This window comes from Streptomyces sp. W16, assembly GCF_033194735.1.
In the GTDB taxonomy this organism is placed as follows: Bacteria; Actinomycetota; Actinomycetes; order Streptomycetales; family Streptomycetaceae; genus Streptomyces.
This window is the reverse complement of the sequence record NZ_JAWOAI010000224.1, coordinates 1-15328: the sequence shown is the minus strand read 5'-3', so window position 1 is coordinate 15328 and position 15328 is coordinate 1. Positions and strand designations below refer to the sequence as shown.

Sequence of the window (15328 nt, the reverse complement as noted above, 5' to 3'; positions counted from 1 at the left end):
AGGGCCGCGTCGAGGCCGAGCGCGGCGTGGGCGCCCTGCGCGGACAGGATGAACAGGGCGCGTGACTCGTCGGCGGTCAGTCCCGTGACGTCCGTACGGAACCCGGCGAGCAGCTCGATGCCGCCGTGCCGGCCGCGCTCGGCGTACACCGGCACCCCGGAGGCGGACAGCGCCTCCACGTCCCGGTAGATGGTCCGCACCGACACCTCCAGCCGGTCGGCGAGTTCATGCGCGGGAACCCGGCCCCGGGTCTGCAGGAGCAACAGGATCGAGAGCAGTCGGTCGGCCTTCACTCCCCCAGGATCCGCCGCCCGGAAACCCCGCGCAAATGTTGACGGAAACTGTCAGGTTATGGGTCCAGCATCGGCGCCATGAACACACACGCGATCGACCCCCGCCCCCTCTACACCCGCGCCACCGAACAGGCCGCCGCGCTGATCAGGACGGTCCGACCGGAGCAGCTGGCCGGTCCCACCCCCTGCACGGAGTTCGACGTACGGACCCTGCTGAGCCATCTCGTCGGCGGCACCCTGCGGATCGCGACGCTCGGCGAGGGCGGCGACGGCATGGCCGTACACCCCTTCGTGGACGGTGTCCCCGACGAGGGCTGGCCGGCCGCGTACGACGAGGCGCGCGTCCGGGTCCGGAAGGCCTGGGCGGACGACGCCCGGCTGGACGCGCTGGTGCGGGTGCCGTGGGGCGAGGCACCGGGCCGTGTCGCCCTCTCCGGCTACGTCATGGAGGGCGTCACCCACACCTGGGACCTCTCCGAGGCGCTGGGCCACCCCGTCCAACTCGACCCGGAGCTGGCCGAGTTCGCGCTGGCGACTGCCCGCCGGGTCCTCCCGGACGAGCAGCGGGACGCCGACACACCCTTCGACACGGCACAGCCGGTGCCCGAAGGAACGGACGCCTACCGGCAGTTGGCGGCCTGGCTGGGACGCAAGCCACGCGACTGAGTCCGGCGCGGGCCAGGCTGCCGGCCACGTCGCACCGTCGGCCACGCGCGGGCAGCCGTAGATCGAATTCGGCACGAGCCAAGCGGCCTGCCGCGGTCCGCCGCCGGGCGCCCGGTGGCGGCCACGGATCGAATACGGCACCACGGAGCCCGCGGTCCGCACCTGCGACCCGCCGAGTCCCCTTCACCAGGACGCATCCGACACCCGAAGAAGCCGCCCCTCGCCGGCAGTCGGCGGCCCGGACCGGACCGAAACCTGCCGACCACGCGGCGGACACCCGGACCGCGTACACGCCACGAAAAGCGCGACCACTCCTGGGACCTCGACGAGCACCCTCGCCAAGACGCGGCCGGCACCCGAAGAAGCCGCCCCCTGCCGACAGTTGGCGGCCCAGCTGGGGCGAATGCCAGGCCTGCAGGCACGGGCCAGGCAGACGCCTTGTTCACCATCGCCCGCCCAACGGCGGCAGCGGCGGCAGCAGCAGCAGCAGCCCTAAACGGACCCCGAACCGACCGAGTTCGCGCCCGCTGGGCGTTGGCAGGCCGGTCGGAGTGGGAGTGCCTCAGCTCAGTCTTGCCCGGGCCAACTGCCGTGACTGCGCGACCAGTCGGTCCGTGCTGTCCCAGACCTCCGCGTCCTCCTCCAGGAAGCCGCCGGCCAGGTTGCGGGTGGTGATGGAGACGCGGAGGGGGCCCGGGGCCGGGCGGGAGCGGACGTGGACCGTGAGTTCGACCGTGGGGACCCAGCCCTTGAGGCCGATCTCGAACGCGGTCGGGGGCAGCGCGTCCACCGTGAGGAGGAGGGAGAAGGGGTCCGCGTCGCGGCCGTCCGCGAGGCCGAACCAGGAGCGCATCTCGCCCTTGCCGGACGGTGCGCCCAGGGCCCAGCCGAGGGTGGACGGGTCCAGCTTGAGCATCAGGCGGTCGGCGATGGCCGAGCTGCCGGAAACGGGGGCCGGTCCGTCCTCCGGGCCGAAGCACTGGTCCATGGGCGGGAGCGCGGGCGGCTTCGCGGTCGTGCGGACGTCGTCCGGGAGCGCGTCCAGGTCGCCGTAGGAGGCGAGGACGCGGATGCGTTCCACCTCGCGGCCCTCGGCGTCGTACTGGAAGAGGGACGCCTGGCCGGTGGAGAGGGTGCGGCCGGTGCGGACCACGTCGGTGCGGACGACCGCCGGGCCCGGCTGGGACGCGGTCAGGTAGTGCGCGGAGATCGTGAACGGGTCGCTGTGCGGCAGAGCGTCCGCGAGGGCGCGGCCGAGAACGGCGAGGAGGTAGCCGCCGTTGACGGCGTTGATGATCGTCCAGCCGGCCGAGAGGTCGATGTCGTAGACGCCCGGGGCGCGGCGGACGACCGCCGTGTCGCGGTCGAACTCGCTGTCGCCGATCACGGCCCGTGTGGCCGCCGGTGCGGAAGCTGCTTCTGGCATACGTGAACCGTACAATAGGAGATTACTAAGCGGTAGCTTTGGTGTTGCGGGCATATGAAACTACCGCCGAGCGAGTGAGGAACCGGCAATTTCTTGGTAAGTGTCCGAACTCGTCCGTGACCCACGGCCCGCGATCCCCCTCTTTGGGGACATGAGCCTCACCGGGACTCCGTTCCTCTACACCGCCGTCGTGCTGACGATCGTCGCCCTCATACTGCCGCTCGTGCTGTGGTCGCGGATGCGCGGCCCCAAGGCCGTACGCGTGGCGGCTCGGGCCCTGATGCTGCTGTTCGCACAGGCCACGGCCGTCACCCTGGTCTTCGTGATGGTCAACAACCAGAACAACCTGTACGACAACTGGGCCGACCTCCTCGGTACCGGCAACCACGTCCAGCAGGCCGCCGACCTCGGCAAGGACGGCACCGGCAACATCTCGCTGAACCGGTTGCCCAAGGTCAAGCAGGCGTTCGCTCCGGCCAGAGGTCCCGGTATGAGCTCCGCGGGCCAGGTGGAGGTCACCCAGCTCAAGGGCCGGGTGTCGGGCGTGAACGCCGAGGTCTATGTCTGGACCCCGCCGCAGTACAGGGAAGCGGCCTACCGCCACAAGAAGTTCCCCGTCGTGGAACTGCTGCCGGGCTGGCCCGGCTCGGCGAAGGCCTGGTTCGGGTCTATGCACGTGACCCAGCAGCTGGAGCCGCTGATGAGGAGCGGCCGGATCGCGCCGTTCATCCTGGTCGCGCCGCGCTACAACCTGCTGGCCGGGGTGGACACCGGGTGCGCCAACATCCCCGGTACGGTCAACGCCGACACCTGGCTCAGCATCGACGTGCCGAAGATGGTCACGGACAACTTCCGCGCCCAGCCCGCGCCGAAGGGCTGGGGGGTCGCCGGATACTCGGCCGGCGCGCACTGCGCGGTCAAGCTCGCCGTCGCCCACCCCGACCGCTACCAGGCCGCGGTGAGCATGTCCGGCTACAACGACCCGATCGGCGAGCGCAACTCGCTGGCCGCGCAGAGCGTGGCCCTGCGCGAGGCGAACAACCCCTACCTGCTGCTCAAGAAGGCGGCGACGCCACCGCCGATCGCGATGTACCTCTCCGGCGAGTCCGGCGACGGCTACCAGGCGGGAGTGGCCCTCGAACAGATCGCGAAGGCCCCGACGAGCGTGCACGTGGTGTTCCTGCCGCGCAGCGACGGCGGGCACACCATGGCGCTCTGGCGACCGCAGGTGAAGACGGTGTTCCGCTGGCTGACCCTGGAACTGGGCCAGAACCACCCCAGGGTCACGAAGTCGTCGTCTGATCCTCTCGGACGTTCGAACGCCGGTTCCACGCACGCGGAGCTCGCCAGTGGAACCTCATCGCGAGCAGGCGCAGCACGAAAGCGGTGAGGACCGCGAGCCCGCTGGTGAACGGGCCCACCAGGTCGTAGCGGATGCACAGGGCGATCATGGTGGCGCCGACGATCGCAGGCACCGCGTACAGGTCGCGGTCCCAACGCAGCAGTGACGGAGTCTCGTTGGCCAGCACGTCCCGCAGCACACCGCCACCGACGGCGGACCCGAGACCGAGGGCGACCGAGGAGGTCAGGCCGAGCCCGTAGTCGTACGCCTTCACCGTGCCGGTGACGCAGAACAGGCCGAGGCCGGCCGCGTCGAAGACGTTCACCCCGAGCTGGATCCGCTCCACCTGCGGGTGGAGGAAGAAGACGAGCAGGGCGGCGAGGAACGGAGTGAGGAAGTACCCCAGGTCCGTGAAGGCGGCCGGGGGCACCGCCCCGATGACGAGGTCCCGGAAGACCCCTCCGCCCAGCGCGGTGACCTCGGCGAGCACGGCGATGCCGAACACGTCGAAGTTCTTGCGGACGGCCAGCAGCGCGCCGGAGATGGCGAACACGAAGATGCCGACGAGGTCGAGCGTGTGCTGGACGGAGGGGCTGAACAGTTGCTGAAGCACCCCACATTGTTACTCGGGGAACCTCCCGGGCGATCTACAGAGCGGGCTTGCCCGTCGTGTAGAGCCAGGTCTGGAACAGGTCGTCGAGCTGCTGGCCGCTGATCTTCTCGGCGAGCTCGATGAACTCGGCGGTGCTCGCGTTGCCGTAGCGGTGCAGCTTCGTCCAGGTCGGCAGCAGCTTGAAGAACGCGGTGTCGCCGATGCGTTCGCGGAGCATCTGGAGGGTCATCGCGCCGCGCTGGTAGACGGCGGAGGCGAACATCGTGTCGCGCTGCGGGTCCGCCACGACGGTCTGCCAGAAGGCGCTGTCGGCGGGGCGGGCGTTGTAGCCGGCCAGGAACGAGTCGTGCGCGGAGCGGGTGCCCTGATGTTCGGCCCACAGCCACTGGGCGTAGGTCGCGAAGCCCTCGTTGAGCCAGATGTCCTTCCAGTGCGCGACCGACACGGAGTCGCCGAACCACTGGTGGGCCAGCTCGTGCACGATCGTCGTCTCGCTGCGCACGGCGGAGTAGGCGGGCTTGCTCTGCACCTCCAGCGAGAACCCCGCCTCCGGCATGTCGTCGACGATCGCGCCGGTCTCCTCGAAGGGATACGGCCCGAAGACCTGCGACCAGTAGTCGGTGGCGGCGGCCGTCACGGCGTACACGTCGACGCTGTTGCTGTTGGCGAGGACCGGGTCGATGGCGACGTAGATCGGCGTTCCGCCGGGGGTGGTTCCCGTCTTCACGTCGAACTTGCCGATGGTGGCGGTGGCGAGGTAGGTCGCCATGGGCTTCGACTCCCGCCAGTGGGTGTACGTCGAGTCGCCCTTGTCGTACGTCGAGACGAGCCGGCCGTTGGAGACTCCGGTGAGGCCCTTGGGGGCCTTGATGCGGATGTCGTAGGTGGCCTTGTCGGACGGGTGGTCGCTGGAGGGGAACCAGGTAGAGGCCGCGTTGGGTTCGCAGGCGACGAAGACGCCGTCGGTCGTCTTCATCCAGCCGTAGTCGGAGCCGAACACGATGGGGCCGTTGAGGGGTTCGGGCACACCGCCGTAGGTGACGGTGACCGTGAAGTCCCTGCCCTTGCGGAGGAAGTCCCGCGGGGTGATGCGCAGTTCGTCACCGGTGCGGGTGAACTGGGCCGGTCTTCCGTTCACTTGGACCTTGGTGACCTCCAGCTTCTGGAGATCCAGGTCGAAGGAGGAGAGGTTCTGGGTGGCGCGGGCGGTGAGGGTGGTACGGCCGTCGAGGCGGTCGGTGTCGGGGTTGTAGGCCACGTCGAGGGCGTAGTGGCGGGCGTCGAAGCCGCCGTTGCCCAGCTGGGGGAAGTAGGTGTCACCGATGCCGTCGGCGCCGGGGGTGGGGGCGGAGGAGGCGGCTATGACAAGAAAAGAGGCCGCCGCGGTCGCGAGGGCCCCTAAACGTGCCGAACGGGAGAGTGCCATGAGTCGTCCCTTCGGGTGCGTTTCCGATCAGTCGGACACGCTCGACTCTGCCCTCGCTCCGTACGTCATGTACATGACTTTACCAACTTGTCATACGCGACGCGGTAGTTGACCGCTGCGACCGACGCGTTTTTTCGACATCTTTGCCAGAGATTTCACCATCCAAAACGGTAACCTCAATTCTTCCTCAACGCTCTCTTTATTGATTGACCTGCCTCTGTCAACGTCCCTAGGCTCGGCCGCGCTTGAGGTTTTCGGAAGAACTCACAGGGGGAATTCATGCGCAACGGAACCAAGCTCGCCACACTTATTCTGGCCGGTACTCTGCCCGTCATCGCCGGTGCGGCGCCCGCCTCCGCGATCGTCACGCCGAAGAGATCCTGCCCGGTCACCTACGGGGTCCTCATCACCTCCCACTCGCACTATCGGCTGCCGGCCAAGGGCCAGTACTACAAGGACGGCCCGGGCGGAACCATGTCGGTCCACGTGACCAAGTCCTCCACCATCTCCTACAGCCTCTCCACCTCGCTGGAGGTGAGCGCGAGCTACCTGTTCGCCTCGGCCAAGGCCAGCGTGGGCGGGTCGATCACCAAGTCCGTGGCGGTCACCACCGGGCACACGTACACGCACAACATCAGCGCCCACAAGTTCGGCAACATGCAGTACGGCTCCAACGGCTTCAAGCTCGGCTGGGAGTCGAACAGGACCAACCCGAACTGCTCCACCACGGTGCTGAAAAAGGGGACGGCGAAGTTTCCGGTGACCTCCGTCGGCTGGTACTACTGGGAAACCAAGTCGTGAATTAGGGACACCCGGCAATAACCCGGCAGGACATGGGAATGCCCCGGCAACCGTTTTTCGGTCGCCGGGGCATTCCCATGGTCGAATTCCTTTTACTTCTCCCCGTCGGTCTCCGGCTCGGCGGCTTCCGCGACCGGCTCGGCGGCCTCCTCGGAAAGCGTGGCCGCCACCGCAGCCGACGTCTCCGCCGACTCCTGCAGCGCCGTCTCACCGAGCAGCTTCTCCGCCTCCTTCGCGACCGTCAGCAGGACCGTGTCCTGCGGAGCCTGGTCCGCGAAGTTCTCCGGGTGGTGACAGGCGACCTGCTGGCCGGGCTTCAGCTCCAGGAGCGGCGGCTCGGTCGTCGTGCAGATCTGCGTCGCCTTCCAGCACCGGGTGTGGAAACGGCAACCGCTCGGCGGCGAGATCGGCGAGGGCACATCACCCTGGAGCAGGATGCGGTCGCTCTTCGCGTTCTTCCGCCGCGGGTCCGGGATCGGCACCGCCGACATCAGCGCCTTGGTGTACGGGTGCATCGGCGCCTTGTACAGCAGCTCACGGTCGGCCAGCTCGACGATCTTGCCGAGGTACATGACCGCGATCCGGTCCGAGACGTGCCGGACGACCGAGAGGTCGTGCGCGATGATCACGTACGTCAGGCCGAGCTCCTGCTGAAGGTCGTCCAGCAGGTTCACCACCTGCGCCTGGATCGACACGTCCAGCGCGGACACCGGCTCGTCCGCCACGACCAGCTTCGGGTTGAGCGCGAGCGCGCGGGCGATGCCGATGCGCTGGCGCTGACCGCCGGAGAACTCGTGCGGATAGCGGTTGTAGTGCTCGGGGTTGAGCCCGACCACCTCCAGCAGCCGCTGTACTTCCTTCTTGATCCCGCCCTCGGGGTCGACGCCCTGGAGCTTGAAGGGAGCCCCGACGATCGTGCCGATGGTGTGACGCGGGTTCAGCGACGAGTACGGGTCCTGGAAGATCATCTGCATGTCGCGGCGCAGCGGACGCATGCCGCTCACGCCGAGGTGCGTGATGTCCTTGCCCTGGAACTCGACCTTGCCGCCGGTCGGCTCCAGCAGCCGGGTGATCAGCCGGCCCATCGTCGACTTGCCGCAGCCCGACTCGCCCACGACACCCAGCGTCTCGCCGGCCTTGACCTCGAAGTCGAGGCCGTCGACCGCGTGCACGGCGCCGACCTGCCGCTGGAGCAGGCCCTTGCGGATGGGGAAGTGCTTCTGAAGTCCGGTGACCTTCAGCAGGACCTCGCCGGGGGCGGCGTCCTTGGTGAGGGTCGCGCCCTGCTTCTTGGGCTCTTCGGCCTGCGCGGGAACCGTCACCGCTTTCTCGTCGTCACTCACAGTTTCGGCGCAATCTCTTCGGTCCAGATACGCTCCCGCTGCTCCTTGCCCAGGTGGCAGGCGGCCCAGTGCCGGGTGCCGACCTCTGCCAGCTCGGGGCGGACGGTGCGGGTGACGTTGTCCTTCGGTACGTCGGCGTAGGGGCACCGCGGGTTGAAGGCACAGCCGGAGGGGATGTTGATCAGCGAGGGCGGGGAGCCCTTGACCGGGATCAGCCGCTCCTGCTGCTCACGGTCCAGACGGGGCATCGAGCCCAACAGGCCCCAGGTGTACGGGTGTCGGGGCTCGTAGAACACGTCCTCGGCCGGACCGCGCTCGACACAACGGCCGCCGTACATCACCAGGATGTCGTCGGCCAGTTCGGCGACGACGCCCAGGTCGTGGGTGATGACGATGACCGCGGAGCCGAACTCCTTCTGCAGGTCCCGGATGAGGTCGAGGATCTGCGCCTGGACGGTCACGTCCAGGGCGGTCGTCGGCTCGTCCGCGATCAGCAGCTCGGGGTTGTTGACCAGCGACATCGCGATCATCGCGCGCTGGCGCATACCGCCGGAGAACTCGTGCGGGTAACTGTCCACGCGCTTGTCCGGCTGCGGGATGCCCACCCGGTCGAGCATCTCGACCGCGCGGCGCTTGGCGGTCTTCTTGTCGACGTTGTGGTGGATCCGGTACGCCTCCACGATCTGCGCGCCGATCGTGTAGTACGGGTGCAGCGCCGACAGCGGGTCCTGGAAGATCATCGCCATCTGGCGACCGCGCAGCTTGCGCACGTGGTCGGGGTCGGCGGACAGCAGCTCGGTGCCGTCCAGCCAGATCTCGCCGGAGATCTGCGCCTTGCGCTTGCCGTACTGGCCGGCGGTGTGCAGGCCCATGATGCCGAGCGAGGTCACCGACTTGCCGGAGCCGGACTCGCCCACGATGCCGAGGGTCTTGCCCTTCTCCAGCGAGAAGCTGAGCCCGTCGACGGACTTGACCAGGCCGTCGTCCGTCGGGAAGTGCACCTTCAGGTCGCGCACTTCCAGGAAGGCGGTGGGCGCGGGAGAGGCGTCCGTGGGTTCGCCCACGGCGGCCCCGCTCTTGCTGAGTTCCGTCATGAGAGCCTCACTCGGGGGTCGATCACGGCGTACAGGATGTCCACCACGAGGTTGGCGAGAAGCACCGCGAGAGAAGTGATCAGGGTGACACCCAGGATGATGGGCAGGTCCTGGTTCTTGATGGCGGTGAGTACCGCCTGGCCGAGGCCCGGCAGGCTGAACGTCGTCTCGGTCAGGATGGCGCCGCCGATGAGAGCACCGAGGTCCATACCGAGCATGGTCAGGATCGGCGTCATCGTGGAGCGCATTGCGTGCTTGCCGATGACGACCTGTTCCTTCAGGCCCTTCGCGCGTGCCGTGCGGATGTAGTCCTCACCGAGGATCTCCAGCATGGTGGCGCGGGTGATGCGGGCGTACATGGCGGCGTAGAGGAAGGCGAGCGTGATCCAGGGCAGGATCATGCCGCCGAGCCAGCCGGAGAAGCTCTGGTCCAGGGGCACGTACTGGCCGTTGATCCATTTCAGCCCGTAACTGAAGATCGCCAGTGAGAGCAGGCCCGTGAAGTAGATGGGGAGGGACACACCGCCGAGCGCGACGATCATGGCCGTACGGTCCCAGATGGTGCCCCGCTTGAGCGCGGAGAGCACACCCGCCGCGACACCGAAGACCAGCCACAGCACGGCGGCACCGAGCGCGAGACCCAGGGTCACCGGGAAGCGGTCGGTGAGCACCGGCCATACGGACTGCTCGCTACGGAAGGAGTAGCCGAAGCACGGCGCGGCACAGTGGGTGACGTCGCCGCCGGCCGAGTAGGTGCGGCCTACGAAGATGCCCTTGAAGAAGTGCCAGACCTGGATGAAGATCGGGTCGCTCAGACCCAGCTTCTCCCGTACCGCCGCGACGGCGTGCGGGTCGGCCTGCTTGCCCACGAAACTCGTGGCGATGTCCACGCCCGCCCACTTGGGGACGAGGAAGAAGATGCTGAAGACCACCAGGATGATGACGACCAGCATCACTGCGGCGGCGAACAGCCGCCTGATGAGGTAAGCGAGCACAGCTAACGGCCCGCTGCGGGACCGGGGGCCACCGGAGGTCTTCCGGTGGCCCACGGTCCCGCCGCGCCGGCCTTCACCTGCCTTTCGTGCCGTTCGGCGGGTGTGCCGGGATTACTTCGTGGACTTCAGACCGATGTTGACGAAGTCGTAGTAGCCGCTGTACCCGTTCGTCGTGTAGACGTTGGCGATACGCGAGGAGCGCCAGTTCAGGAGTCGCTCGAAGGTGAAGGGCAGGTAGTACGCGCCCTCGCTGACCTTGTGGTTGATCTCCGTGGCGATCTGGGTCTTCTTCGACTCGTCCAGCGTGGTGTTGTACTGGTCGAACAGCCCGTCGATCGTCTTGTCCTTGATCAGGCCGAAGTTGTTGTTACCGCTCTGCAGGATGTAACGGCTGTCCCACAGCGGGGCGCCGTAGCCCTGAACGGTCGGGAAGTCCGCGCCCCAGCCCATGATGATGATGCCGAGCTTCTTCTTCGCGACGTTCGAGGGGGAGCCGATGATGCCGGAGCTCTGCGAACCGTCGTACTGGTAGATGTCGGCCTGGATGCCGACCTTCTTCAGCGCAGCCTGCAGGGACGTGGCCGTGGCCACCTCCTGCTGCTTGTTGTTGCGGACGGCGATGGTGGTCTTGAAACCGTTCGGCTGACCGCAGGCCTTCAGCGCCTTCTTGGCCAGGTCGTCGTTGCCGGTCTTGTTGGCACCGGAGATCCCGTACGGGTCGTACTTCTGGCCCTCGCCACCGGCGATGGCAGGCGGGAGCATGTTGGTGCCGATGTCGCCACCGGCGATCGGGCCACCGCGCGCGGTCTGCAGCGACACGTGGTCGGCCGCGTAGATGACCGCCTTGCGGCACTCGATGTTGTCGAACGGCTTGACGCTCTGCGGGAAGACCGCGTAACGGATGAAGCCGGAGATCGGGTTGTCCAGGTTGGCCTTGTGCTCCTTCAGGGCGATGGTGCGGCCCTGCGGACCCAGACCCGTCTGGCCGGCGTCGATGTCATAGTCGCCGTTGATCAGACGCTGGTCCATGTCGGCCTGGTTCGAGGAGATGGTCAGCGAGATCTTGTCCGGGTACGCCTTGCGCACCGGGTCGGACGACGCCTTCCAGTTGGTGTTGCGCACCAGCACCAGCTTCTTGCCCGGGCTGTACGACTCGAACTTGTACGGGCCGGACGAGAAGGGGTGCAGCGTGTACTTCGCCTTGGTGTCCTTGTCCTGGCGGACCGGGGACGCCGTCACCATGGCGAGGACCGACTTGAAGTCCGAGTTCGGCTTCGGCAGGTTGAAGACGATCGTCTTGGCGTCGGGCGTGGAGATCGCCTTCAGGCCGAGCTTGTCCTTCGAGGTGTCCTTGTAGGGACCCTTGTAGGTGTTGTTCGGGTCGAGCATCTGCTGGAGGTAGATCGGACCGCCGGACAGCACGTCCTGCGCCCAGACCCGCTCGATGCCGTACTTGATGTCCTGGGAGGTGATGGCCTTGCCGTCCTCCCAGGTGATCCCGTCCCGCAGGTGGAAGGTGTAGGTCTTGCCGTCGGCCGAGACCTGCCCCATGTCGGTGGAGAGGTCGGGCGTGAGCTCGGCGCCCGCGGCACCCGGCTCGGTCTTGTAGGTGAGCAGCTGACGGCTGTAGTACCGCGAGAAGTCCCACATGAAGCCGTAGTAACCGCGCGTGGTGTCCCAGAAGTCGGCGTCCTGGGCGGAGACGAACTTCAGCTCGCCGCCCTTCTTGACCAGCGAGGCCTGGGCGACCTTGTTGTTCGCCGCGTCGAAGCCGGCGGCGCCGGTCTTCGAACCGCCGTCGTCGCTGCTGTTGCCGCCGCCGCACGCTGCCAAGGCCAGCATGCCGGCGACCGCGGCAGCAGCGGCAAACGCCTGCCTACGCCGCCCTGAGGTGCGTTGGGTAGTCACGATCTCGGATCCTCCGGATTTGATGAGAGACCCCGTGTAGATGGCACGGGAGGCTTTGGGTAACGCGGTTCAGCGGGAGCCCTTCGGGTCCAGCGCGTCCCGCACGCCGTCGCCGAGGAGGTTGAAGGCCAGAACGGTGATGAAGATCGCCACACCGGGGACGACCATGTACATGGGGTCCGAGTCGTAGTAGTCGATCGCGGTGGAGAGCATCTGTCCCCAGGAGGACGTGGGCGGCTTGACGCCCACACCCAGGAAGCTCAGTGCGGCCTCGGTGAGGATGTTGGTGGGGATCATCATCGTCGTGTACACGATGATCGGCGCGACCAGGTTGGGCAGCAGTTCCTTGAACAGGATGTAGAACCGCCCGGCGCCCAGCGATCGGGCGGCCTCGACGTACTCGCGCTCACGCATCGAGAGGGTCTGTCCGCGCACCACGCGTCCGATGTACGGCCAGCCGAAGAAGCCGATGACCAGGATCATCACGAACACACGCACGTTGGACCCGCTCAGGCCCAGCATCTCGTTCGGCATCACGGAGACCAGCGCGATGATGAAGAGCAGCTGCGGGAAGGCCAGCAGACCGTCCATGACGCGGCTGATCGCGGAGTCGACCCAGCCGCCGAAGAAGCCGGCCAGGATGCCGAGGACGGTGCCGAGGACGACGGCGACGATCGCGGACAGGAAGCCGACGAGGAGCGAGATCCTGGAGCCGTAGAGGATCCGCGCGAAGATGTCGCGGCCGTTGACGGGCTCGACGCCCAGCAGGTGGTCGCCGCTGATGCCGCCCAGCGACCCCTTGGGGGTGCCGAACAGCGGGTCGATCAGGCTCTCGTGGAAGGTGTCCGGATCCTGCCCGATCAGGCTGGCGATCATCGGGGCGAAAACCGCGACCAGAATGAGGACGAGCACGACAATCCCGCCCGTGAGGGCCAGTTTGTCGCGCTTGAGGCGCTCCCAGGCGATCCGGCCCAGGGAACGTCCCTGCACGGCCTTGTCACCGGCGTTTGCGATCGCCGCTTCCTCGGCCGCACTCGGGGCCGCTTCCGCGGTCGGCTCGTGCAATGGTGCCGTCATCTGGCAGGGACCCCTCTCAACCGGCGGTAGCCGGCCCACACTTGCCGCTGTGGCGGCATGATCAGTCCGTCGTACATCGGGGCGAACGGCCCCTGGTGCGGGAGTCTTCAACGCTTTGGTGATCTGCTGCCAGACTTGGCGGTGAATGGATGCGTAAACGTGATGCGGGCTGGAGGGTTCCGTTATACGGACAACGGGTAACGCCTCCCGGACGCGGGGCAGTTTGGACAGAACACCGATTCGGAGCTTTTTAGGCCACCGGACCGCGATCTACGCGCGAAGAAATGTGTCGTCGACGTAAATTCTGCGGAGAAGCGGGGAAGAGGACTCGCCGGGTCAGTATCCACCACGGGCGGGCGGGTAGCCGTACCCACCCGCCTGGGCGGGCGCCGCGTGGGCCTCACGGTCGTAGAACGGGCGGGAGTTCGCCCGCAGCCACAGCGCCACCGGGTCGTAGTCGTCGGACATCGCCACGGTCGACACCGGCAGCCCGTCCGGGACCGCGCCGATGGACTGCTGCATCATCGCGCGCACCGAGTCAACGGCGGGCGGACTGGTGTCGTACACATCCAGACCGATCGCGAGATACGGCGCCCCGAGCGCGGGCTGCACCCAGGCGCGGCGGAGGGTGCGGACCGCCGGGGTACGGTGGGCGTTCTGCGTGAGCAGGCCGTAGAACTGCGGGACCTCGATCGCCGGCTCCGTCAGGCGCAGCGGTCCGGCGGGCTGGCGCTCCAGGCCGGTGGCGATCCGGCGCAGGTCCAGCCAGGGGATGCCGACGCCGCCGCCGGGGGCGTGCGGGTTGAGCCAGAGGCCGAAGTGGTCGGGGTAGAGGGTGCGGGCCACGTCCAGGCCGTCGACCACCTCGTAGGAGCGGTTCCAGCCGCTGGCCGAGAGCTCCTGGGCGGAGGTGACGCAGGGGGCGTAGCCGTAGCCCTCGACGTACATGTTTCCGTACTGGGCGTCCGGGGAGCCGGACTGGCCGTGCCACAGGAGCATCCAGATCTGGCCGGAGTGAGGGGTCGCGAGGGCGCGCAGGAGCGCCTCGTAGGCGTCGTAGCGCCCGGGCGTCACCTGGCGCAGCATGTGCTCGACCTGGCCGGTCGCGGTGCCGCTGGCGCTCACGTGTACCGCCCCTTCTGGTAGTTGCCCTGCGTTCGGAAACAGCTTAAGCGCCTAGGAGCTCGGGACTTGGTGTCCATCGGCGAGTGCGGGTCCGTTGTGGCTGGGCGCGCAGTTCCCCGCGCCCCTGGGTTGGCTGCCCCTGGCGGAGTTTCTAGTGACCCTGTGTATAGAAGGGGCGCACCGTCTGGCGCATCCAGTCCGCCACCGGGTCCTGGGTCACGTCGAGGAGGACCAGGTTTACCGGCCATTTGACCTCGGTCCTGGTCAGGGCGCGGGACAGGGCGTCCATCGGGACCGCCCTCAAGTCGCCCTCCCAGTTGGTCAGTTCGACGCCGACGAACATCACCGGGTCGGCGGTCTCGATCGCGGCCAGACAGCGGCGGGCCGTGCCGACCACGCCGGTGGCGGCGAACTCCGTGGCGGCCGCGGCCAGGAAGTCGACCGGGTCGTCCTGCCAGTCGGGTTCGAAGAGACGGACCCGGCCACCGCTGGTGGGGCCGTCGAGGGCGGTACGGCCGATGCGGCACAGCTCGGCCACGGCGGCGGGCGGGAGGGGGATGCCGACCACCCCGTCCGGGTTCACCGCGATGCCCACCTGCGGGGGCAGTCCGCGGGCGAACTCCACCGCGGGCGCGATCGTGAACGACAGATGCGAGCCGACGACCTGGCGGAACTGCTCCTCAGAGCTGAAGACCGGGACGAAGGCCTGCCCGCCGATGTCCAGCGTGGGCAGGTCCAGGGCACCGCTCTGCGGGCCGCCGCCGCTGGGCAGCGGGATCCAGACGAAGCTGCGGGCCAGCACCTCGATGATCCGGCCGCCGGCCGAGGGCAGGCCGAGGGAGACCGAGAGCACCTCCTCCAGCTCGTTGCCGGGCCATCCGCCGTGCGGATGCGGGTGGGGGTACGCCTGACCGGGGAAGTCCGCCGGGAAGTCCATCTACCTACCGCCTGCTGGTGAAACCGCCTGCTGTAAACGTGCTGTGGCAGAAAAGGCTAGCGGCTCAGTCCGCGAAGTCGATCCGGCGCAGCACGTCCGCCGCGTCCCGGTCCAGGAGGACCGCCGAGCCCACGCCGTGCGGCAGGTCGCCGCGCTCCACGGCGCGCAACAGATGGGCGGCGGCCCGGCGGTGGCGCAGGAACGCGTACCGCGAGACTCCCCGGCCGCGCTCGCGCTGGCCGTCGAGCGCGGTGTCCGGGCTGACGTCGAGGAACACCAGGA

The 15328-nt window shown here is 68.0% G+C and carries 14 protein-coding genes and 1 pseudogene; 3 read left to right on the top strand and 12 right to left on the bottom strand.

The window, feature by feature from the left end:
- Positions 1-293 (bottom strand): helix-turn-helix transcriptional regulator (locus R6V09_RS27365; protein WP_317884098.1); only part of this gene is annotated, 293 nt, incomplete at its 3' end.
- A 78-nt stretch (positions 294-371) separates the two neighbouring features.
- Between R6V09_RS27365 and R6V09_RS27360 the strand changes: the two genes are divergently transcribed.
- The gene (locus tag R6V09_RS27360; RefSeq protein ID WP_317884097.1) at positions 372-959 is read left to right on the top strand and encodes a TIGR03086 family metal-binding protein; all 588 of its coding nucleotides are present in this window, start codon (positions 372-374) and stop codon (positions 957-959) included.
- A gap of 562 nt (positions 960-1521) precedes the next feature.
- On the opposite strand, the gene R6V09_RS27355 is transcribed toward R6V09_RS27360, so the two are convergent.
- Positions 1522-2385 (bottom strand): thioesterase family protein, encoded by an 864-nt coding sequence (locus tag R6V09_RS27355; RefSeq protein WP_317884096.1) that lies wholly within the window; start codon positions 2383-2385, stop codon positions 1522-1524.
- Positions 2386-2536: 151 nt separating this feature from the next.
- On the opposite strand from R6V09_RS27355, the gene R6V09_RS27350 reads away from it, so the two are divergent.
- On the top strand, positions 2537-3775 hold the full coding sequence (locus tag R6V09_RS27350) for an alpha/beta hydrolase (protein ID WP_317884095.1): 1239 nt from the start codon (positions 2537-2539) through the stop codon (positions 3773-3775).
- Here the strand turns inward: R6V09_RS27350 and R6V09_RS27345 are convergent.
- Both R6V09_RS27345 and R6V09_RS27340 read right to left on the bottom strand, forming a co-directional pair.
- Entirely contained in the window at positions 3669-4340 is a 672-nt protein-coding gene (locus R6V09_RS27345) for a trimeric intracellular cation channel family protein (RefSeq protein ID WP_317884094.1), read from the bottom strand. The genes R6V09_RS27350 and R6V09_RS27345 overlap by 107 nt on opposite strands.
- Before the next feature lie 34 nt (positions 4341-4374).
- Positions 4375-5766, bottom strand: a complete 1392-nt coding sequence (locus tag R6V09_RS27340; protein WP_317884093.1) for a M1 family metallopeptidase — start codon at positions 5764-5766, stop codon at positions 4375-4377.
- Positions 5767-6045: 279 nt separating this feature from the next.
- On the opposite strand from R6V09_RS27340, the gene R6V09_RS27335 reads away from it, so the two are divergent.
- On the top strand, positions 6046-6567 hold the full coding sequence (locus R6V09_RS27335; RefSeq protein WP_317884092.1) for a hypothetical protein: 522 nt from the start codon (positions 6046-6048) through the stop codon (positions 6565-6567).
- Between the two features lie 92 nt (positions 6568-6659).
- On the opposite strand, the gene R6V09_RS27330 is transcribed toward R6V09_RS27335, so the two are convergent.
- From R6V09_RS27330 to R6V09_RS27295, 8 genes and pseudogenes are all read right to left on the bottom strand, one after another.
- Positions 6660-7910, bottom strand: coding sequence for an ABC transporter ATP-binding protein (locus R6V09_RS27330; RefSeq protein WP_317884091.1), 1251 nt, complete (start codon positions 7908-7910; stop codon positions 6660-6662).
- Positions 7907-9004: an ABC transporter ATP-binding protein gene (locus R6V09_RS27325; RefSeq protein WP_317884090.1), complete on the bottom strand. Its 1098-nt coding sequence runs from the start codon at positions 9002-9004 to the stop codon at positions 7907-7909. The genes R6V09_RS27330 and R6V09_RS27325 overlap by 4 nt, the downstream gene beginning before the upstream one ends.
- Positions 9001-9999: an ABC transporter permease gene (locus tag R6V09_RS27320; RefSeq protein ID WP_317884089.1), complete on the bottom strand. Its 999-nt coding sequence runs from the start codon at positions 9997-9999 to the stop codon at positions 9001-9003. The genes R6V09_RS27325 and R6V09_RS27320 overlap by 4 nt, the downstream gene beginning before the upstream one ends.
- 111 nt (positions 10000-10110) lie before the next feature.
- Positions 10111-11907, bottom strand: coding sequence for an ABC transporter substrate-binding protein (locus R6V09_RS27315; RefSeq protein ID WP_317884088.1), 1797 nt, complete (start codon positions 11905-11907; stop codon positions 10111-10113).
- A gap of 69 nt (positions 11908-11976) precedes the next feature.
- Positions 11977-12984 (bottom strand): ABC transporter permease, encoded by a 1008-nt coding sequence (locus R6V09_RS27310; protein WP_317884087.1) that lies wholly within the window; start codon positions 12982-12984, stop codon positions 11977-11979.
- A 336-nt stretch (positions 12985-13320) separates the two neighbouring features.
- Positions 13321-14109 carry an enhanced serine sensitivity protein SseB C-terminal domain-containing protein gene (locus R6V09_RS27305; protein WP_317884086.1) on the bottom strand — a complete coding sequence of 263 codons (789 nt, stop codon included), beginning with the start codon at positions 14107-14109 and terminating at the stop codon, positions 13321-13323.
- A 151-nt stretch (positions 14110-14260) separates the two neighbouring features.
- Complete coding sequence (locus R6V09_RS27300; RefSeq protein ID WP_317884085.1) at positions 14261-15046, bottom strand: enhanced serine sensitivity protein SseB; 786 nt, start codon at positions 15044-15046, stop codon at positions 14261-14263.
- A 64-nt stretch (positions 15047-15110) separates the two neighbouring features.
- Positions 15111-15328: pseudogene (locus R6V09_RS27295) on the bottom strand (AAA family ATPase); the annotation flags it as partial.